The sequence below is a fragment of the Corynebacterium aquatimens genome (assembly GCF_030408395.1).
In the GTDB taxonomy this organism is placed as follows: domain Bacteria; phylum Actinomycetota; class Actinomycetes; order Mycobacteriales; family Mycobacteriaceae; genus Corynebacterium; species Corynebacterium aquatimens.
This window is the reverse complement of record NZ_CP046980.1, coordinates 704,834-723,390: the sequence shown is the minus strand read 5'-3', so window position 1 is coordinate 723,390 and position 18,557 is coordinate 704,834. Positions and strand designations below refer to the sequence as shown.

Annotated in this window: 19 protein-coding genes; 3 read left to right on the top strand and 16 right to left on the bottom strand. The window is 60.9% G+C overall.

Annotated features, from left to right (window positions below):
* Positions 1 to 44: 44 nt before the first annotated feature.
* A complete protein-coding gene (locus tag CAQUA_RS03325; RefSeq protein ID WP_196824527.1) occupies positions 45 to 2,102 on the top strand; it encodes a TPM domain-containing protein in 2,058 nt (685 codons plus the stop codon).
* Between the two features lie 14 nt (positions 2,103 to 2,116).
* Here the strand turns inward: CAQUA_RS03325 and CAQUA_RS03320 are convergent, their stop codons facing one another.
* Genes CAQUA_RS03320 through CAQUA_RS03310 form a run of 3 tightly spaced genes read right to left on the bottom strand, consistent with a single transcriptional unit; the run spans position 2,117 to position 4,631 of the window.
* Complete coding sequence (locus tag CAQUA_RS03320; protein ID WP_196824528.1) at positions 2,117 to 2,704, bottom strand: hypothetical protein; 588 nt, start codon at positions 2,702 to 2,704, stop codon at positions 2,117 to 2,119.
* A gap of 5 nt (positions 2,705 to 2,709) precedes the next feature.
* Complete coding sequence (locus CAQUA_RS03315; RefSeq protein ID WP_196824529.1) at positions 2,710 to 3,234, bottom strand: hypothetical protein; 525 nt, start codon at positions 3,232 to 3,234, stop codon at positions 2,710 to 2,712.
* Positions 3,235 to 3,248: 14 nt separating this feature from the next.
* A complete protein-coding gene (locus tag CAQUA_RS03310; RefSeq protein WP_196824530.1) occupies positions 3,249 to 4,631 on the bottom strand; it encodes a glycine--tRNA ligase in 1,383 nt (460 codons plus the stop codon).
* Between the two features lie 396 nt (positions 4,632 to 5,027).
* Here CAQUA_RS03310 and CAQUA_RS03305 point away from each other — a divergent pair, with 396 nt between their 5' ends.
* Positions 5,028 to 5,447 (top strand): ArsR/SmtB family transcription factor, encoded by a 420-nt coding sequence (locus tag CAQUA_RS03305; protein WP_290178693.1) that lies wholly within the window; start codon positions 5,028 to 5,030, stop codon positions 5,445 to 5,447.
* Positions 5,448 to 5,451: 4 nt separating this feature from the next.
* Positions 5,452 to 5,925, top strand: a complete 474-nt coding sequence (locus CAQUA_RS03300) for a Fur family transcriptional regulator (RefSeq protein ID WP_196824532.1) — start codon at positions 5,452 to 5,454, stop codon at positions 5,923 to 5,925.
* Positions 5,926 to 5,949: 24 nt separating this feature from the next.
* On the opposite strand, the gene CAQUA_RS03295 is transcribed toward CAQUA_RS03300, so the two are convergent.
* The 13 genes from CAQUA_RS03295 to CAQUA_RS03235 form a co-directional block, all read right to left on the bottom strand.
* A complete protein-coding gene (locus CAQUA_RS03295) occupies positions 5,950 to 7,101 on the bottom strand; it encodes a VIT1/CCC1 transporter family protein (protein WP_290178918.1) in 1,152 nt (383 codons plus the stop codon).
* Positions 7,102 to 7,130: 29 nt separating this feature from the next.
* Entirely contained in the window at positions 7,131 to 7,883 is a 753-nt protein-coding gene (locus CAQUA_RS03290) for an isoprenyl transferase (RefSeq protein ID WP_290178691.1), read from the bottom strand.
* 34 nt (positions 7,884 to 7,917) lie between these two features.
* Positions 7,918 to 8,679, bottom strand: coding sequence for a DNA repair protein RecO (recO, locus tag CAQUA_RS03285; protein WP_196824533.1), 762 nt, complete (start codon positions 8,677 to 8,679; stop codon positions 7,918 to 7,920).
* Between the two features lie 12 nt (positions 8,680 to 8,691).
* Positions 8,692 to 9,642 (bottom strand): GTPase Era, encoded by a 951-nt coding sequence (era, locus tag CAQUA_RS03280; protein WP_196824534.1) that lies wholly within the window; start codon positions 9,640 to 9,642, stop codon positions 8,692 to 8,694.
* A gap of 14 nt (positions 9,643 to 9,656) precedes the next feature.
* Positions 9,657 to 10,472, bottom strand: coding sequence for a pyridoxal kinase (gene pdxY / locus CAQUA_RS03275; protein ID WP_196824535.1), 816 nt, complete (start codon positions 10,470 to 10,472; stop codon positions 9,657 to 9,659).
* A gap of 5 nt (positions 10,473 to 10,477) precedes the next feature.
* The gene (locus CAQUA_RS03270) at positions 10,478 to 11,812 is read right to left on the bottom strand and encodes a hemolysin family protein (RefSeq protein ID WP_376993112.1); all 1,335 of its coding nucleotides are present in this window, start codon (positions 11,810 to 11,812) and stop codon (positions 10,478 to 10,480) included.
* Between the two features lie 53 nt (positions 11,813 to 11,865).
* Positions 11,866 to 12,495 carry an rRNA maturation RNase YbeY gene (gene ybeY, locus CAQUA_RS03265; RefSeq protein WP_196824536.1) on the bottom strand — a complete coding sequence of 210 codons (630 nt, stop codon included), beginning with the start codon at positions 12,493 to 12,495 and terminating at the stop codon, positions 11,866 to 11,868.
* On the bottom strand, positions 12,495 to 13,523 hold the full coding sequence (locus CAQUA_RS03260; RefSeq protein ID WP_196824537.1) for a PhoH family protein: 1,029 nt from the start codon (positions 13,521 to 13,523) through the stop codon (positions 12,495 to 12,497). Before CAQUA_RS03260 ends, ybeY begins: the two co-directional genes overlap by 1 nt.
* A 24-nt stretch (positions 13,524 to 13,547) precedes the next feature.
* Complete coding sequence (locus CAQUA_RS03255; RefSeq protein WP_196824538.1) at positions 13,548 to 14,315, bottom strand: 16S rRNA (uracil(1498)-N(3))-methyltransferase; 768 nt, start codon at positions 14,313 to 14,315, stop codon at positions 13,548 to 13,550.
* A 1-nt stretch (position 14,316) separates the two neighbouring features.
* Positions 14,317 to 15,444: a molecular chaperone DnaJ gene (dnaJ, locus tag CAQUA_RS03250; protein ID WP_196824539.1), complete on the bottom strand. Its 1,128-nt coding sequence runs from the start codon at positions 15,442 to 15,444 to the stop codon at positions 14,317 to 14,319.
* Positions 15,445 to 15,462: 18 nt separating this feature from the next.
* Positions 15,463 to 16,485 carry a heat-inducible transcriptional repressor HrcA gene (hrcA, locus tag CAQUA_RS03245; RefSeq protein WP_196824540.1) on the bottom strand — a complete coding sequence of 341 codons (1,023 nt, stop codon included), beginning with the start codon at positions 16,483 to 16,485 and terminating at the stop codon, positions 15,463 to 15,465.
* Between the two features lie 108 nt (positions 16,486 to 16,593).
* A complete protein-coding gene (gene hemW, locus CAQUA_RS03240; RefSeq protein ID WP_196824541.1) occupies positions 16,594 to 17,811 on the bottom strand; it encodes a radical SAM family heme chaperone HemW in 1,218 nt (405 codons plus the stop codon).
* Between the two features lie 19 nt (positions 17,812 to 17,830).
* Positions 17,831 to 18,499, bottom strand: coding sequence for a hypothetical protein (locus CAQUA_RS03235; protein WP_196824542.1), 669 nt, complete (start codon positions 18,497 to 18,499; stop codon positions 17,831 to 17,833).
* Positions 18,500 to 18,557 lie beyond the last annotated feature (58 nt).

Genomic DNA, 18,557 nt, shown 5'->3' with positions numbered 1-18,557 from the left:
TAGCGGTCGGCGGCGTGTCGGGCTAACAGGCTAGTCTGAAACGCATGACTACCTCTTCTCCTCGCAGTGTGGCGCCCGTGCGAATCGCATTGGCGGCGCCCGTGATCGCTGGCGGGTTTGCGCTGGCAGCTGCTCCTGCGGCACTGGCAGCAACGCACTACTTTGACAACGGCCCTCACGAAATCGTTGCGCAGGCACCCGCGACGGTTCAAGGGGCACCCGTCGACCCAACTGACCTGCGGGAAAAGGTCGTGGACCAAGCAGGTGTGCTGAGCGGGAGCGAAAAAGGCGACATCGAAGCAGCGATTACGCAGCTGCAGGAACGAAAGAGTCTCAATGCCTACGTGGTGTACATGACCACCTTTGGTGGTGAGGACCCGGACCAGTGGGCCAAGACCGCGGTGAATGATCGCGGTAGCAACACCGCGGTCGTTGCTATTGCGACGGAGGACCGCAAGTATGCGATCGCTACCGGCGGCGCATGGAATGACTCCCAAGAAGCCGCGATGGAAAAAGCCGCATTCGCCCAGCTGTCCAACCAGAATTTCCCGGCCGCTGGCTTGGCCGCCATCAACTCTGTGAACGGCTCCGGCGGTGGCGATGGTGAGGGCGGTCCTGACGGCGCTCTGCTCGCTGGCGGTGTGGGTGCCGCTGCTTTGGCAGGTGGTGGCTTCTACGCATACGGCCGGCGCAAAGAAAAGAAGAATGAGGCTGATCAGATCACGGCCGCGAAAGAACTTAAGCCGGGCGATGTTGATTCACTCGGTCGCCTCCCTACGCCCACGTTGGAGAAGCTGGCCAAGGACACCCTGGTCCAGACCGACGAATCGATTCGCGTTGGTAAAGAGGAACTGGAAATCGCGCGCGATGAATTCGGCGCTGACCGAGTCCGCCCCTTTACAGCCGCGATGAATGAAGCCACGGCGGCTTTGCAGCGTGCATTTAGGATCCACCAGCGCCTGTATGACGCAATCCCGGAAACCGAGCCGGAAAAGCGCGCCATGCTGATTGACATTGTGTCCTCCTGCGGCAAGGCAGAAGACGCCCTGAACATGCGCAGCAAGCAATTCACGGATCTACGGAACCTTTTGATCAAGGCCCCGGATGAGATCGAAGCGATCATCCGTAGGATCATCGATCTGCGCGCACGCATTGAACCGGCGCAAGCAACGCTGGCGGATCTGCACCAGCGCTACACCGACGAGGTTTTGCAGTCCATTGCGGACAACATCGACGTAGCTAACGGCTCCATCGCCGAAGCCGAAGATCAACTCAACACCGCCCGCAAACTGGCTGACCAGCCGGCTGGCCAGCAGGGCGCACTGGTGGATGTTCTTCGCGCCGCCCAGCACGCTGTTGAGGTCGCTGATACCAACCTCACCGCCATCGAGCATGCTGAGGCCAACATCGCCCGGGCTCGCCAGAATTTGAACGCCTTGATTGATGAGATCGAGGATGAGCTTGACCAGATTGAGCAGCTGAAGCGCGAAACAACCCAGGGCGCTCTCGTTGACGTCGCGGCTTTGAACACCGTCTCTGAACGGGCCCGCGCGCAACTGGCAGAACTTCGTGGGCGTGCAGACTCTGACCCGCTGGATGTGTACACGCGCCTGACCCACTTGGACTCGGAAATCGATGCAGAAATTGATCGCGCCCGCGGAGTGGTCTCCGACCAGCAGCGCAAACTGCAGCTCTTTGATCAGCAGATGAATGTTGCAACCGCGCAGATTCAAAGCGCTGAAGATTTGATCAACTCCCGCGGCCGCATTATCGGCTCGCAAGCCCGCACGTTGCTCGCTGAGTCGAAGCGTCAGTACGCCGAAGCGCACAACCGGAGGGTCGATGACACCGCGAACGCAATCGAGTTCGCGCGCGCGGCAACCGATACTTCACGGCGCGCCTCGCAGGCGGCGCAGGCCGATGTTGCGGAATACCGCCGTATGCAGACCAACCAAACCATGGGCGACATCGCCCAGGCCGTAATCTGGGCGTCCATCCTCGGTGGCGGCGGAGGCGGTGGCGGCTTCGGCGGTGGATTCGGCGGCGGCGGTGGCGGCGGCTTCAGCGGTGGAGGAACCACCAGCCGCAGCGGTTCCTTCTAAACCGCTTACAGCCTCTACCGCAGGGTGCGGCGCGCCGCCGCATCAAGCAGGGTGAGCCCCCACGTCATAAACGCCAGGTCCATCAGGGTCGTGGCGTTTTCTTGTGCACCCTGTTCGTCCGTGCGGTCCGTACGGTCCGTAAGCTCCGCAAGCAGAGTGACCCGGATGCTCGTGCCGCGAATAACGGAAATCTCTGCGACTGGGGCGCCGTTCGTGGCGCGGATGAGACGGCGCGCGGAAAAAAGATTCACGCGATCGAGCGTGTAGGAGCGTTCCCCACAGGTCGCAGACACTTTGTTCACCGTGGAACCGCGCAGACCCATGCGGTAATCGGCCTCTGCCGCACTACCGCCCCTCAAGGATCCACGAAGTGTCCACCGCATGGTCCCGGCTGAGTGATCTAAGACAATCGTCTGATCACCGACGTAGAGAGTGTTGCCGTCGACGTAGGCGAGAACTTTCTGGGGCCCCGCTTGGGGCCCGGTTTGGGGCCCGGTCTGGGGGCTTCCGGTGTAGGCTCCCGAGCTTTCGTCGATAAGCTTCTGGCCCCGCCATACCCAGGTGCGCTTGTCGCGCGCGCGTTCAGCCGTTGGGGTACTCATGGTTGTTACGGCCCGAGGAACCACACGGCGACGATGAACACGCTGAGGAACAACAGCAAGGCAATGAGCCCCGTGGTGTTGACCATCTTGCGGGATTCGAGCACGAGGCGCGATACCCAGGCGAGACCAACCACATCAATGAGCGGTAAGTGGGTCTGACCCTCAAATTCCAGGATGGACCTGCGTACGCCATTGTGATCGGACGTGAACTGGGCGACCTTGTCCCCGTGGGCATCGTCGATGATGAAATTCTTCGAGGTCTCCGCGACGATCACGTAGCCGCGGCCTTCAATATCCACGGCGATCTGTTTGTCGCGCTTCAGCGAGTCGGTGGTGCGAACCACCTCCACGTCATCGCGCTTGGCCACGGCGCCGGCTTCAGGAAGCTGGATAAGCGACCATTCTTCCGCGTCGCCCCCGGGGTTGAGGACAGCGTGGTCGTGGCTAAAGTGCGCGAGAACCTCTGGGCCACCCTCAGCGAGCAGCGAAGGGTTGTCGCGGTCCGATCGGTCCCAACTGACGTAATGCATGGGGTGACCGACTCCTAGCAACCCAGAAGGCGCGCGGCGAGGTACGCCTCCAGCTCATCGATCTTCACGCGCTCCTGCTCCATCGTGTCGCGTTCGCGCACTGTGACCGCCTGGTCCTCGAGCGAGTCGAAGTCGAAGGTTACGCAGAACGGGGTTCCAATCTCGTCCTGGCGGCGGTAGCGACGGCCAATCGCACCGGAGGTGTCGTAGTCAATGTTCCAGTGCTGGCGCAAGGTCGCTGCAAGCTCTTCAGCCGGGCCGGACAGTTCCGGTTTCTTCGACAGCGGCAGCACCGCGACCTTGACCGGAGCCAGGCGGCGGTCCAGTTTCAAAACAACGCGCTTGTCCACGCCGCCCTTGGAGTTCGGCGCCTCATCTTCGTGGTACGCGTCAATTAGGAACGCCATCATCGCGCGGCCAAGGCCAGCGGCTGGCTCGATGCAGTACGGCGTCCAGCGCTCACCGGACTCTTGGTCGAAGTAGGACAAATCCTCACCGGAAGACTCAGCGTGCGTCTTCAGGTCATAGTCCGTGCGGTTGGCGATTCCTTCGAGCTCACCCCACTTGGAACCGGTGAAGTTGAAGGCGTATTCGATGTCCACCGTGCGCTTGGAGTAGTGCGAGAGCTTCTCCTGCGGGTGCTCGTACAGGCGCAGGTTATCCGGATTGATACCAAGGTCGATGTACCACTGGTGGCGGTTATCAATCCAGTACTGGTGCCATTGCTCATCCTCACCAGGTTTGACGAAGAATTCCATCTCCATCTGTTCAAACTCGCGGGTGCGGAAAATGAAGTTACCCGGGGTGATCTCATTACGGAAGGACTTACCGGTGTTGGCAATGCCGAACGGCGGCTTCATACGCGCCGACGTCATCACGTTCTTGAAGTTAACAAAGATGCCCTGGGCGGTCTCCGGACGCATGTAGTGCAGGCCCTCTTTATCATCGACGGGGCCCAGGTAGGTCTTCATCAAACCGGAAAACGCGCGCGGCTCCGTCCAGTTGCCCGGCTGGCCAGTCTCAGGGTCATTGATGTCCGCCAAACCATTTGCTGGCGGGTGACCGTGCTTTTCCTCATACGCTTCCAGCAGGTGGTCGGCGCGGTAACGCTTGTGCGTGTGCAGCGACTCCACCAGCGGGTCCGTGAACACCTCAACGTGCCCTGAGGACACCCAGACCTGCGGGGGCAGGATCACGGAGGTGTCCACGCCAACGACGTCCGCGCGGGTTTGCACCATCTGCTTCCACCACTGGCGCTTGACGTTTTCCTTGAGCTCCACGCCCAACGGGCCGTAGTCCCACGCCGATCGCGTACCGCCGTAGATCTCACCCGCCGGGTACACCAGCCCGCGGCGCTTGCAAAGGTTGACAACGGTGTCGATCACGGTCGAAGCCATGGGGACTACTCTCCTGCTCGTTGAAACGTCTCAGTGGCACTTTTTAGTGGCACTGTTTTTCTTAGTGGCGCTGTTTAGCCAAGGTTAAACGATTGTATGCTTTTAAAATTTTTCCGTGTCCATCGCTTACATCTAGCGTCGAACAAACCGTGAACCAGTGTAGCTGTTACACCCACGCGAGAATGATGCGCATTATCACGTCATGGGCCCTCAAGTTTTATTAAACTTATATAGTTAATACGTAAACAACCGCTCTGGCTGCGTCTTCAGAGCTTCAACTTCAGAACTGCAACTTCAGGGTTGTAACTGGATGGATGAGAGAGACTAAGAGAAAGGACCAACGGAATGGGCGCCACCCCAGACTGGTCACAGAAGAAGCTTCAACGAGCTTCTTCTGTGATTAGCGCACTAGATTCCCCACTCCGTCTTCGGATTCTGATTCTGCTCGACGAAGGTCCCCACGTTGTCCACCAGCTTGTCACCAAACTAGACAAATCACAGCCACTGATCAGCCAGCACCTTCGCGTGTTAAAGAAAGCCGGGCTGGTAGAAGCCGAGCGTTCTGGGCGTGAAGTGGTCTACTCCCTCACCGCGGACGACATCGTGGCAGTCTTAGAGGCTATCCAAGAAATCGGTTCTACGAAAAAGGCCCCCAACAACACCAGCCGGAGGAAAACTCCTACTGCCGTTGTGAAGCCGGATCTGCTCGGCGTTTCTGAACGCTACGGATCTGTTGCAGCTGCGGGACCACCAGCTGAGATCTTGCCTGAGGTTGACCCTGGTCTGCTCCCCTCCCAGAAGAAACCGTTACAGTAGGCGCATGGAGTCTCGCCTGCCTACACGGAGCAAAACCCCGAAGATCGGGGCCCGCAACACCCGTCAGCGCAGCGCGGTTGTAGAAGTCCTCAAAGACTTAGACCGCTTCGCTTCAGCGCAGGCGATCCACCGCGAGCTCATGGCCCGCGGGCAAAAGGTGGGGCTCACCACCGTGTACCGCACGCTGCAAACCCTGACGGATATTGGTGCGGTGGATGTGCTGAGTTCCAACGGGGAAACCGTTTACCGCCACTGCCTCACCGAACACCACCACCATCACCTGGTGTGCACCAAATGCGGCCGTAGCGAGGAAATCGACGGCGGGCCGGTGGAGCAATGGGCGAAAGAAACCGCCGCCCAGCACGGTTACCAACTCGGCGGGCATGACGCCGAGGTATTTGGGATTTGCCCGTTGTGCGCCAGCAACGACCAAATCAATAACCAAAACGCCAACCACAACAGCAACGCAGCTGAATAGCTTCAGCCCATCCGGCCAGTGGACCTAGCCAACCACGCCGCCGAAGAGCATTCCAAGAACGTACGTGATTCCCGCGGCGCCAAGGCCGATTCCCAGCTGCCGGAGAGCCCGTGGGAACGGGGGTTTGCCGCTGAGTAGGCCGGTGAGCCCGCCGGTGGCAAATAGTGCGATGGACACCAAAATCAGTGCAACCACCGCACCCGGAGTGGGGGCGAGTCCAAGGATGAACGGAATCAGCGGAATGAACGCTCCCGCAGCGAAAAAGCAGAAGGACGCCACGCCGGCGGATAACGCGTTGCCCACCGCCTCGTGGCTGTCGTAGTCCCCATCAGTAAGCCCGTCGCGGACCAGGCTATTGCCGTGCAGCCCGTTGTCATTGTCCCCAAGCTGGCCAGCACCGTATTGGGTTGCGGCGAACACGTCTTTGGCGCGTTGTTCGGCTTGATGCGCATCCATCCCCCGGGCGCGGTACACCAGGGCCAGCTCGTTTTGGTTCACATCGAGTTTCGGAACGTGGCTCGTGGCCATCGGGTCGGGCCGTGAGGCGTCGAGAAGCTCAGTCTGGCTCTTGACAGACACGTACTCGCCGGCCGCCATAGACAGCGCACCCGCCAACAGCCCAGAGATGCCGGTGAGCAGGATGTAGCTGGAGGACACACCGGAGCCCATCACACCCAAAACCAGAGCAACGTTGGAGACCAGGCCGTCGTTCGCACCAAAGACCGCCGCCCGGAAAGAACCGGAGAGTCTCTCACGGCCCTGCGTTGCCAGGGCACGCACGACTTCCGCGTGCATCGCCTCGTCCGCGGCGATCTCATCTGAGGCGTCTTCATCGTCCATGTACGGCGAACGCGATTCCGCCGATTGCATCAACGCTAGGGCGAAGACGGGACTGACGTTGCGCGCCATGAACGCGTGGAAGCGTGTGCCCCAATCGGGTTTCTGCGGCATGCCCACTTCCGGCCCGAGCTTCTCACGCCAGTAGAGCTCGTGACGGGATTCGGCGTCCGCGATCTGCTCAAGGATTTCGCGCTCGTGCCCCTCGCGCTTTTTCGCCATCTCACGGTAGGTCGCGGCCTCAGCGCGCTCGTTTGCCAGGTACTGGCGCCAGCGCTTGATCTGTTGCTTCGTGGGAGCAGCATGCTTATCGACGACGCCTTTGGCACCGTCCCCGATCGAAGCATCGTGCCGGTCGAGAGCTGCGTTCACTTCACTCCTCCGAATCGCCTATCCCGGCGCGCGTACTCAAGCACGGCGTCGTAGAGGTCTACCGCCTGGAAATCCGGGAACAGCTTATCTTGGTAGACCATTTCTGCATAGGCTGATTGCCACAACAGGAAGTTTGAGGTGCGCAGTTCACCCGAAGGGCGCAGAAACAGATCAACGTCCGGCATGTCGGGGCGGTACATGAACTGGCCAAGGAGTTCTTCGTCGATACGCTGTGGTGTGAGTTTCCCGGCGCGGGTCGCCTCGGCGATAGCGCGGGCGGCGTCGACGAGTTCCGCACGGCCGCCGTAATTGACGCACATGGCCAAGGTCATGGCCGTGTTGTTCTTTGTCAATTCCTCGGCGATCTCAAACTCGCGGATTACGGACCGCCATAAGCGCGGCCGGCGCCCAGCCCAAACGATGCGCACGTTCTTCTCATGCAGAATGTCGCGCTGGCGGTGGAGCACATCGCGGTTGAATCCCATGAGGAAGCGGACTTCATCGCGGGAACGGCGCCAGTTTTCCGTCGAAAAGGCGTAGGCCGAAAGCCATTTCACACTGCCCAGCGCCAAGCACGCGTCCACGCATTCCATGAGCACGGCTTCGCCGCGCTTGTGCCCTTCCGTGCGTGGCAACCCGCGTTCAGTTGCCCACCGGCCGTTGCCGTCCATGACCAATGCGATGTGCCGCGGAATGAATTCCGGGTCGATGGCGGGCGGAGTGGGAACAGATTCAAAGCCAGGTATCACGCGCCTTATTATGCACGTTTTGACTGCTGACTGGTTAGGCCTGTTCCATGATCCGCAACGTTTTCAGCGCCGATTCCATGTGCCACTGCAGATGGTGCGTGGCTAGACGGTGGGCTTGGTGCACCGTGGTTTTGCTCGCCTGCGCCTCGGCTTGAGCCTCGGCCCGGTCCCGCACCTGCGGGGTGTCGTTCTGCGCCAAGAGCCACAATAAGTGGAGCGTTTCTTCCTCCACGTCAAAAGACCCCGGCGGGCGGCAGTGAACGCACGCGGCACCGCCGATCTGCGAATGAAACGCATGGTGCGGGCCAGGCCTGCCGCAGTTAGCGCAATTGAATAAGCTCAACCCCCACCCGGCGTGAGCGGTGGCGCGCACAATGAACGCATCCACCACCAAGGTTGGGTGCGCGGTAACAGGGAGTCGTCGAAAAGCATGCGCGATCTCGTCGAAGAGGAACGAGTCAGTGTCCGCATCCGCGTAAGAGAGTCTTTCTGCGGTCTCTAAAATCGCGCACGCGGCGGTGTAGCGATCATAGTCATCAATGATTCCGGTGCCGTAATAGCCAACCGTGTCCGCTTGAGTGATCGTGTCTAAGTTTCGGCCCGGGTAAAGCTGGATATCTACGTCCACGAACGGCTGAATCCGCGAGCCGAAGCGGCTTTTAGATTTGCGCACCCCCTTTGCCACGCTGCGCACCAGGCCGTGCGAGCGAGTAAGCAGCACGACCACGCGGTCAGCCTCCCCGAAGTCGTAGGTGCGAACCACAAACGCGCGGTCGCGGTAGCTTTCTCTACCCACCGTCTTGTACACCTAGAACCCGAGTCGTCCCAGGTGCTTGGGGTTGGACTGCCAGTTCTTCAAAATTTTCACGCGCAGGTCAAGGTAAACGTTGCGGCCTAACAGCGCGATGATTTGTTTGCGGGAGCGCTGAATGATGCTTTGCAAGCGGCGGCCGTCGCGGCCCACAATGATGTCTTTCTGGCCGGGGCGTTCAAGGTAGAGCACGGCGTAGATCATCATGCGCGCCGGCTCCTGATCTTCTCGACCCTGATGCCCTGCAGGGGCATCAGGGTCGGGGTACATTTCATCGATCTGTACCGCCACGGAGTGCGGCAGCTCGTCCCGAAGCCCGCTTAGGGCCGCTTCGCGGATGAGCTCAGAAATGCGCGTTTCAATGTCCTCATCGGTGACGTGGTCCTCCGGGTAGAACCGCGGGCCCTCCGGCAGCTGAGACACCAGTACCTCGGTCAGGACGTCGAGCTGTACCTGCTCTGTGGCGGACACCGGGACGACCTCCGAGTTCGGCCCCAACAGCTCATGCAGTTCCACAAGGCGCTCGCCGACGACGTCTTTGGGTACTTTGTCCAGTTTGGTCAAAATGCCCACGATGGGCATGGTGGGTGCCGTGTCACGGACCTGCTGCAAGATGAACCGGTCACCGGGGCCGATCTTCTCATCCGCAGGCACCGTCAGCCCCACCACGTCAACGTCAGTGAAGGTCTCTTTTACTACCTCGTTGAGGCGCTCGCCCAACAACGTGCGGGGCCGGTGAATACCGGGCGTATCAACGACGATCATCTGAGCACCCTCGGTGTTGACTATTCCGCGGATCGGGTGCCGCGTGGTTTCCGGCTGATCCGCCATGATGGCGATCTTCTCCCCCACCAGCGCGTTGGTCAGCGTCGATTTGCCCGTGTTCGGGCGGCCCACAAAGCTGACGAATCCTGAGCGGAACCCTTCCGGTGTGTCCGAGAAATCCATAAAACCTGATGCTACTAGAGGCGGCGGGCTTCAAAGCGCGAGCGAGGCTGAACAATCAAGTCTTGTTCCGCCACGAGCGGCAACCCAGTAAGGCCGTCTTCGGCCGCGGCAATCATGTCAAAAAGTGTTCCCGCGAGGTGCTCCAGCCGTGCCTTCGGAGTTTCGTCGCGTAAGGCCGTGTACATCGCCGCGGCGAGGTCACCTGCGCCGACGACGTTGTCGCCTAAGCGCGGGGTCTCCACGTACCATGCCGCCTCCGGGGAAATATCCAACATGCCGATTGTTGTACCGTCCCCCGTGTGGACGCTGGTGATCAGGCTGCGCGGTTTTAGTGATCGCGCGGCATCCACGGTGGCCTCAAGCGTTGAAAGCTCCCGCCCAGTCAAAAGCGCCAGTTCCCACTGGTTCGGCGTGATCGCGTCTGCCACCGGGATGGCCACATCAATGAATACCCCGGGGATGTCATCGTCCACGAACGATCCCACCGCGGCGTTACCAATCACGGGGTCGCAGACCCACTGCGCTGCAGGGTTCGCGGCCTTGATGCGATTGACCGCCCCCACGATGACCTCAGCCAAGTCCGCCGAGCCCAAGTACCCGGTAAGAACCATGTCTACCTGCGGGTAGACGAATTCCAGACCTTCTAAGACATCGCCCACTTGCTGCGCTGTGAGCCGCGGTCCACGCCACGACGGGTACTCCGTGTGGTTAGAAAAGTTCACGGTGTTGACTGGCCACGCGTTGTGGCCAAGGCGCTGGAGCGGAAACACCGCGCATGAATTGCCCACGTGGCCGTACGCCACCGCGGACTGAATCGACACAATGTTCATCGCATTCACTCATTCCGATTGTCATCAGCATCAGGGGACTTAGAAAGATCCCGCTCCGGAATCGTGATCACCACGGAACGCACTTTCACGCGGCCGCGACGGTCACGCCCACCTTCGGCAGTAAACCGCATCCCTTCGTGCTCGATGAAGGAGCCAGGCAACGGAACACGGCCGAGCGTGTAGGAGATCAACCCCGCCACAGTTTCAACGTTGTCTGTAATCTCCTCATCGAACTCCACATCAAAGTGCGCCTCATCGTGCAGGAAATCTACTAGGTCATCCAACGGCAAACGCGCATGGGCACGGTAGCGGCGCGGCCCCGGCGATTCGTCGTCAAGCGCGCTGCGGGTGATCTCTTCGATCGGGGCCTCCTCATCCTCATCGTATTCGTCGGTGATTTCACCAACGATTTCTTCGAGGATGTCCTCCATGGTCATCATGCCGGCCACGCCGCCATATTCGTCGATAAGTATGGCGATGTGCGTGTTGGTCTGCTGCATTTCCTCCAGCATGGCGTCCAGTGGTTTAGAATCCGGCATGAACATTGGCTGCCGTACCGTTTCGGCAACCGGCCGGGAGCGTTCCTCAGGGTTGTTGTAGGTGCGCTCCACCAGGTCTTTGATGTAAGCGATACCCACGATCTCATCGACGCTTTCTCCAATGACCGGCACGCGCGAATGCCCGGAGCGAATCATCAGGTTCGCCGCCTGCGCCGCCGTTTTGTCCGACTCAATCCAGATCATCTCCGGGCGCGGAACCATCACTTGCCGGGCGTAGGTCTGGTCGAGGTCGAAGATCGACTGGATCATTCGCCGTTCCGCGGTCTCAACGGCGCCGGATTCTTCGGCCATCTCCACGGCCTCGCGGATTTCCAGATCCGTCGCGTACGGGTTCTCGGCAGGCTCCACGCCGGGCCGCACAAGATCTCCGATCCAGATCAAGAGCTTCGACAACGGCCCCAAAAGCACGTAGGTAACGGTGAGGACCTGCGCCGTGCGCAGTGAGATGGAATACGGGTTGAGTTTTCCTTGACGGCGTGCGATCACGCCCACGATCCCGAAGCGCAGGAACGTCACCACCAGCACGGCCGCGGTCACAGCCCACGCGTCGGATGGGATGATGTCCATCATCATCATGGCCGCGTACACCGCAGACAATGTATCCAGCACCGTTTCCAGCATCTTCAGCACGCCGATGTGGTTCGCACGCGAATCCACAACTCGCAGCAGCGCTTTTGCGCCGGAGACGTCGTCTTTGACCATCGCCTCAACGCGCGCGCGGGACACCGGCGTCAGCGCGGTTTCAATCGTGCGCAAAAAGCCTGCCAGGATGATCGTCACAAAAGAGACGACTCCGTACCAGACCCAGACGTCTACACCCAGACTGTCCACTCTTAAGATTCGTCTCCCTCGTCGCGCGCGTTTTCGTCCGGTGTGCTTTCGTCCGGTGCGCTTTCGAGCTCTCGCTTATCGACGAGCCGGTCTAACTCCTCCCGGTCCGCCGCGGACGGGAACGCATGAGTGCCAGTGGGTTTCGGCTGGTACACGACCCCGCGTGCGGAGAGGTCGTCGTACCAATCCGCAAGGATCTCATTCTGCAAGCCGAACATTTCGCGTTCATCCGCTGGCGTCGCGTGGTCGTAGCCAAGCAGGTGCAGGCATCCATGGACGGTGAGCAGCGCCATCTCATGCCCCAGCGGGTGCCCCGCTGCCTCGGCCTGCCTGCGGTCATACTCTGGGCACAGGATGATGTCGCCCAGCATCTGCGGCCCGGGCAACGGCGCATCCGGGCGTCCGCCGCCCGGGGTGAGTTCGTCCATGGGGAAGCTCATCACGTCCGTGGGGCCGGGAAGGTCCATCCACCGCATGTGCAAATCGGACATGGTGGGAGTGTCCACGCAGGTGATCGTGACCTCCGCATCCGGGTGGATGTCCAAGGCACGGAGCGCAAACGACGCGACGTCGATCAGCATTTCTTCGTTGACGTCGGCCTCACCGGACTCGTTGAGAACCTCGATGCTCATTATGTACTCCTTGTTTGCCCCGTGTCCGTGGGAAGTTCTGTGACCTCGGCCTTCTGGCGGGCGATGCGCGCTGCATCATAGCGGTCGTACGCGTCAACGATCCGGCCTACCAATTGGTGGCGCACAACGTCATCCGCACCGAATTCCTCAAAGTGAATGCCCTCTACGTCACGCAGAATGTTGCGCACCACACGCAGACCCGAAATCACTCCGCGCGGGAGGTCCACCTGGGAAATGTCGCCAGTGACCACCATTTTGGTTCCAAAGCCAAGGCGGGTGAGGAACATCTTCATCTGCGCCGGTGTGGTGTTTTGCGCCTCATCCAGAATCACAAATGCGTCGTTAAGCGTGCGCCCGCGCATGTACGCCAGCGGCGCGACCTCGATGACTCCGGCTTCCATGAGCTTTGGAATCGCCTCGGGATCCAGCATGTCGCGCAGTGCGTCGTAGAGCGGGCGGAGGTACGGGTCAATCTTGTCGTTCAGGGTGCCGGGCAAAAAGCCCAGTTTCTCCCCCGCCTCGACGGCCGGACGGGTCAGGATAATCCGCTTCACCTGCTTGGACTGCAGTGCCTGCACCGCCTTGGCCACGGCCAGGTAGGTCTTACCGGTACCCGCAGGTCCAATACCGAAAACAATCGTGTTGTCATCAATCGCATCAACGTACTGGCGCTGCCCCGGTGTCTTCGGGCGAATCACGCGGCCGCGGCGAGCAATGATCTCCTGGCCCAGCATCTCAGCTGCCGATTGCGCTGGGTGGGCCTCCATGATGGACACCGCGTGGCTCACCGCATCGGGGGTAATGATGATGCCGCGACGCGACATCGCCTGGAGCTCATCAAGAACGCGCCGCGCCCCCTCGATCTGGGAGGCGGGACCGCGGAACGTGACCCGCGTTCCGCGCGCGTGGATGTCCACCGCCATCTGCTCGTCCAACAGCCGCAGATTCTCATCGTTGATGCCCAAGACATTCTGGGCGTGGTCATGGTCCAGCTCATAGACCTGGGTTGTGGGGGGCAATTCTGCCATGAACGTCAACCTTACCAGTCAGTTTTATCGCTTCCAGCGCTGTGTGAGCACGCCTAATGCGCCAAGCGCCGCAAATCCCGCGCTGGCCGTGCGCAAAACCTCCGGCCCCAAGGAGATCATCAGCGCGCCTGCGCGAACTAACGCGTCTGCTTCATCCTCGCCAATGCCGCCTTCAGGGCCGATGATGAGAACGATGTGGGTGGTGTCTTCAAAGGCATCCGGCTCCCAAGTGCCGAGTGTGAGCCTCGCGTCTTCGTGGAGGACAAGCACCATCGTGCGCACCACTCCGTCAGAATTATCCGCCTCATAACCCGCAATCATCTCCGCGAGCTGCTTCGTTGTCACCGGTTCAGCTACGTCTGGAACCCATGCGCGCCGCGCCTGCTTGGAGGATTCTGCGGCAATCGTGCGCCACTTTTCCACGTGCTTGGCGGTTTTGGGTCCCTCCCACCGAGCGATGGTGCGCGCGGAAATCCACGGAATGATCGTGTCCGCGCCGCCCTGAGTCAGCAGGTCCACTGCGAGCTCCGCCCGGTCGGACTTCGGCACAGCTTGGATGACAGTCACCCGTGGCGTGGGTTGCGGGCTTCGCTGCGTATCGACGACCCGACCGCGCAGCGTGTCTTTTCCGCTGGTGGACTCGACGCACACTTCGACGAGCGTGCCTTCGCCGTCGGTAAGCATGATGTACTCGCCCGGCTGAATCCGCTTGACCGTCACGGCGTGGCGCCCTTCCCTGCCGGTGAGCTCGCCGGAGGTGGGGTTGTTGGTAATGAAATACGGAAGGCTCATGCTACCTGCGGAACCGGTCGCGGATACGGCCGAAGAAGTTGGTTTTTTCGTCTTCGCGCTCCACGAAGGCTTCTTCACCCAGGCTCGCGCGCAGGTCTTCGAGCGCGCTGCGCTGCTTCGAGGACAGCTCCGTCGGAATGATCACGCCCACGTGAGCGATCAGATCACCCGCCCCGTCGGCACGCAAGCGCGGCATGCCCTCACCGCGCATGAGAAGTTCCTCGCCCGGCTGGGTGCCCGCGGGAATCGTCACCGTGGTGGGTTCACCAGCGAGGTTATCCACCGTGATTTCCGTGCCTAAGGCGGCGTCCATCATGGGAACGCCGATGCGCATGTGCAGGTCGATCCCGTCCCGCTCAAACACCGGGTGCTTCTCAGTGGACACCTCCACATACAGGTCACCGGCCGGGCCTCCACCGTGACCGACCTCGCCCTGACCAGCCAACCGGATGCGCATGCCGTCACCAATGCCCGCCGGAACGGACACGGTGATGTCCCGGCGCGATCGGACGCGTCCCTGGCCACCGCAGTGGTTGCACGGGTCCGGGATCAGCTCACCGAAACCGGAGCACTTCGGGCAGCTCCCAGTAGTCATCACGTTGCCCAGGAAGGACTGCTGGACCTGTTGGATCTGGCCTGCGCCACCGCAGTGATCACAGGTCACAGGCTTGGAACCCGATTCAGAACCAGAGCCCTGGCAGGAATCACAGACAACGGCCGTGTCGACCGTGACGTCCTTCTTCACGCCAGCGTATGCCTCTTCCAACGTAATCGAGGTGCGCAGCAGGGCATCTGACCCCGGCTGAACGCGGGAGCGTGGGCCGCGGCTGGCGCCACCGCTACCGCCGAAGAATGCTTCGAAAATGTCACCGAAGCCGAAGTTCCCGGCAGACGCCCCTCCCATTCCGGCTTGTTCCATCGGGTCCCCACCGCGGTCCACGATGGCGCGCTTGGATGGGTCCAGCAATACTTCTTGGGCCAAGGAGATCTCACGGAACTTCTCTGCGCCCTCTTCGGTGTCGTTGACGTCTGGGTGGTACTGGCGAGCAAGCTTGCGGTACGCGCGCTTGATCTCCGCTTCCGTCGCTTCCTGGTCCACGCCCAAGATGCCGTAGTAGTCACGAGCCACTGTGCAACAGTGTCCTTTCTAAAAATCTTCGCCGACGAGGATGTGGGAGATGTAGTGCCCCACTGCGGCAACCTTTTGAATCGTACCGGGATAGTCCATGTAGGTGGGGCCGAGGACGCCCAGACCACCCAACGTTGCTCCGTCCGCGCCGTAACCGGTGGTCACCACGGACGCCTTGGACAGCTCCGCCTCGGTGTTTTCACTGCCGATGACCACGTTGACGTTGCCCAGGGCGGGCAAGTTTGCCATGAGGCGCAGCGCCACGACTTGTTCTTCCAGGGCCTCGAGCGCGCCCAGCAGATCGGACGTGAACGGGATGAGGTTGGACGCCCCAGCAATGAGTATGCGGTCGCTCCGGTTATCCACCAGCGTGTCAATGATGACGGCGATGCATCGTGCCAGCGGGTCCGCGATGTCGCGCGGCGCGCGAGCGGCCAGCGCAACGAGCGCCTCCGATGCATCGGCCATGGTTGTGTTCACCAGCGCCGAGTTCAAAAGGTCACGCAACTGCCGCACGTCATCATCACCGATCGGGCCGGCGAGCTCCACGTTGCGCTGATCCACCCTTCCCTGGTCCGTAATCAGCACCAGCAACAGGCGAGCCGGGGTCAACGCCACCACCTCACAGTGTTTGACGCGTGAGACGGACAGGGTGGGGAGTTGCACTACGGCTGCCTGCCGCGTCAGCTGCGCTAGCAGCTGGGCTGAGCGCCGCAGCACATCTTCTAGATCTACGCCGCTTTCCAAAAACTCCACGATCGCGCGCCGCTCCGGCACCGACAGTGGTTTGACCTTGTTGATTGCGTCAACGAACGCGCGGTAGCCCTTCTCCGTGGGCACTCGCCCTGAACTCGCGTGGGGTTGCTCGATATACCCTTCGGCTTCCAACACCGCCATGTCGTTCCGGATCGTTGCGGACGACACGTTGAGCTTATGCCTATCGACGAGGCTTTTAGACCCCACCGGCTCATGCAGCGCAATGTAATCTGCAACGATTGCGCGCAATACTGCTTGCCGACGTTCACTTGCTGCACTAGCCACCCGATATCACCGCCTTCCCCCACCAGTTTTAGCACTCACTAAATCCGAGTGCTAATTGCGTGGAGAATCCCCTAGCGCTGGCAGGAGCGAAAATAGCTGCTCAATGCCCTATTCCGCGGCAAGAATATCAGTAATGATTCCGTCTGCCAGCAGCCTTCCCTTGTCGGTCACGGCGACTCGCTTTCCGCCTACCCCGCAACCATCCCCGTCGCCGTCGAAAATGCGGAGCAAGCCATCGCGCACATGCTTGTCGACGACCCCCTGGGCAGCATCCTGGACGTCGCTAAGCATAATGCCCTCCCGGAGCCGCAAACCCAGCATGAGTGTTTCAAAGTGCTGATCAGCCTCGGTGACTTCTTCCGTGCCCTCGATAGGAAACTTCCCTTCGGCGAGGACAGCGGAGTATCGTTCCGGCCGCTTGACGTTATAAAAACGCGTGGAACCAACAAAACCATGCGCGCCCGGCCCTGCTCCCCACCAGCGTCCCCCACGCCAGTAGATCAAGTTGTGCTGGCACTCCCCACCTGGTTTCGCCCAGTTTGATACCTCGTACCAGGAAAACCCTTCGGCTTCCAGCGTGGCCGCGATCATTTCGTATCGGTCGGCGTAGGTGTCCTCATCCGGCTCGGGTAACTCACCGCGCCGGATCTTACGCGCCATCGCGGTCCCGTCCTCCACGATTAGTGAATACGCCGAAACGTGGTCAACGTCCGCGGACAGCACCGCGTCAAGGCTGGCACGCACGTCATCATCGGTCTCCGTTGGTGTTCCATAAATAAGGTCCAAGTTGACGTGGTCGAAGCCAGCCGCGCGGGCCTCCTTCGCCGCTGCGACCGCCCGCCCAGGGGTGTGTTGCCGGTCCAAGATCCGCAACACCGGCGTGGACGCGGACTGCATCCCCAATGACACACGGGTAAAACCCGCCTCCCGTAGCCCCGCGAAGTACTCCGGTGACGTGGATTCCGGGTTCGATTCCGTAGTCACCTCAGCCCCGGGATCAAGACCGAAGGTCCCCCGCACGCGATCGAGGATCCGGCCTAACCCCTCAGCCCCCAGCAATGACGGTGTTCCCCCACCAATGAAGACAGTCTGCGCAGGCCCATAACCCCACTCGGCTACACGCTGCGCCCCAAGCGCCAATTCACTATCCAGCGCATCCAGATACTCAGAGAAAGACGAGCCCGTCTCCGAACGGGTATAGGTGTTGAAGTCACAGTATCCGCAGTGTGTCGCACAAAACGGAACGTGGACGTACACCCCGAAACCGCGGTGCGCCGGTATCGCGCCATGGTCAGAATTAGTCCGATCACCAGCCGGAACAGTCATTTTTACCAATCTATAAGGCTTACGCGCCGCGGCGGGAGCGCTTCGCCGCAACACGAGCGACGATCGCGTCAATCCGCGCGCGCTCCTCGAGGAACTTCGGCGGGTTCGCGCCACGCAGTTTCCGGGCAACGGCTGGGTGTTCCGCAGCCACAGCATCAAGCCACCCGTCGGTAGCCTGTTCCACCAATTCCCCGACGCGGGCGTACAGGTGCGGCAAGGACACGGCCGACAGATCCTGGGCCACGGAATCCGTTTGCTCCAGGGTGTAGTCCACGATTTCACCTAGGTGCTGCACCACAAGGTCCGTGCGCCCAATCAGCGTGTCAGTCATGGACTGCACAGAAGCCGGAGTGTCCAGGGGAAAAAGCTCGTACAGCGCAGACGCATCGAGGATCTCGGGTTCCGGGATGCGCTGCTCGGGGGCGATCGCCGCCGAAAGGCTGCCGGCCTTCACACCGGAGACGAGCGCCTGGCGCAGCCCGATCAGCTCCCCGACAATACGGCGGGCATCGCACCGGGCGTCAGAAACGATCTCAGCGAACTCGGCCAAGCAATCGTCGGCAAGCTCCCCGTCGTAATCGGCGATAGCCTCCGCGATGTGCTCAATGTACTCCGCTACTTCATCGCCGATGTTGTAAACCTCTTGGGTCAACTCGCGGTGACGCAAAGTGGCAGCGCTTCTGTGCACACCCGCCCCCTTTCCGAAAGCTTCCCGTTCGTTGTTGTTACGAGGCTTGACTTTAGGC

Coding starts and splice junctions, on each gene's coding strand:
- CAQUA_RS03325 (WP_196824527.1), top strand. CDS start 45: ATGACTACCTCTTCTCCTCGCAGTGTGGCGCCCGTGCGAATCGCATTG.
- CAQUA_RS03320 (WP_196824528.1), bottom strand. CDS start 2,704: ATGAGTACCCCAACGGCTGAACGCGCGCGCGACAAGCGCACCTGGGTA.
- CAQUA_RS03315 (WP_196824529.1), bottom strand. CDS start 3,234: ATGCATTACGTCAGTTGGGACCGATCGGACCGCGACAACCCTTCGCTG.
- CAQUA_RS03310 (WP_196824530.1), bottom strand. CDS start 4,631: ATGGCTTCGACCGTGATCGACACCGTTGTCAACCTTTGCAAGCGCCGC.
- CAQUA_RS03300 (WP_196824532.1), top strand. CDS start 5,452: ATGGAGTCTCGCCTGCCTACACGGAGCAAAACCCCGAAGATCGGGGCC.
- era (WP_196824534.1), bottom strand. CDS start 9,642: ATGGATTTCTCGGACACACCGGAAGGGTTCCGCTCAGGATTCGTCAGC.
- pdxY (WP_196824535.1), bottom strand. CDS start 10,472: ATGAACATTGTGTCGATTCAGTCCGCGGTGGCGTACGGCCACGTGGGC.
- ybeY (WP_196824536.1), bottom strand. CDS start 12,495: ATGAGCATCGAGGTTCTCAACGAGTCCGGTGAGGCCGACGTCAACGAA.
- CAQUA_RS03260 (WP_196824537.1), bottom strand. CDS start 13,523: ATGGCAGAATTGCCCCCCACAACCCAGGTCTATGAGCTGGACCATGAC.
- CAQUA_RS03255 (WP_196824538.1), bottom strand. CDS start 14,315: ATGAGCCTTCCGTATTTCATTACCAACAACCCCACCTCCGGCGAGCTC.
- hemW (WP_196824541.1), bottom strand. CDS start 17,811: ATGACTGTTCCGGCTGGTGATCGGACTAATTCTGACCATGGCGCGATA.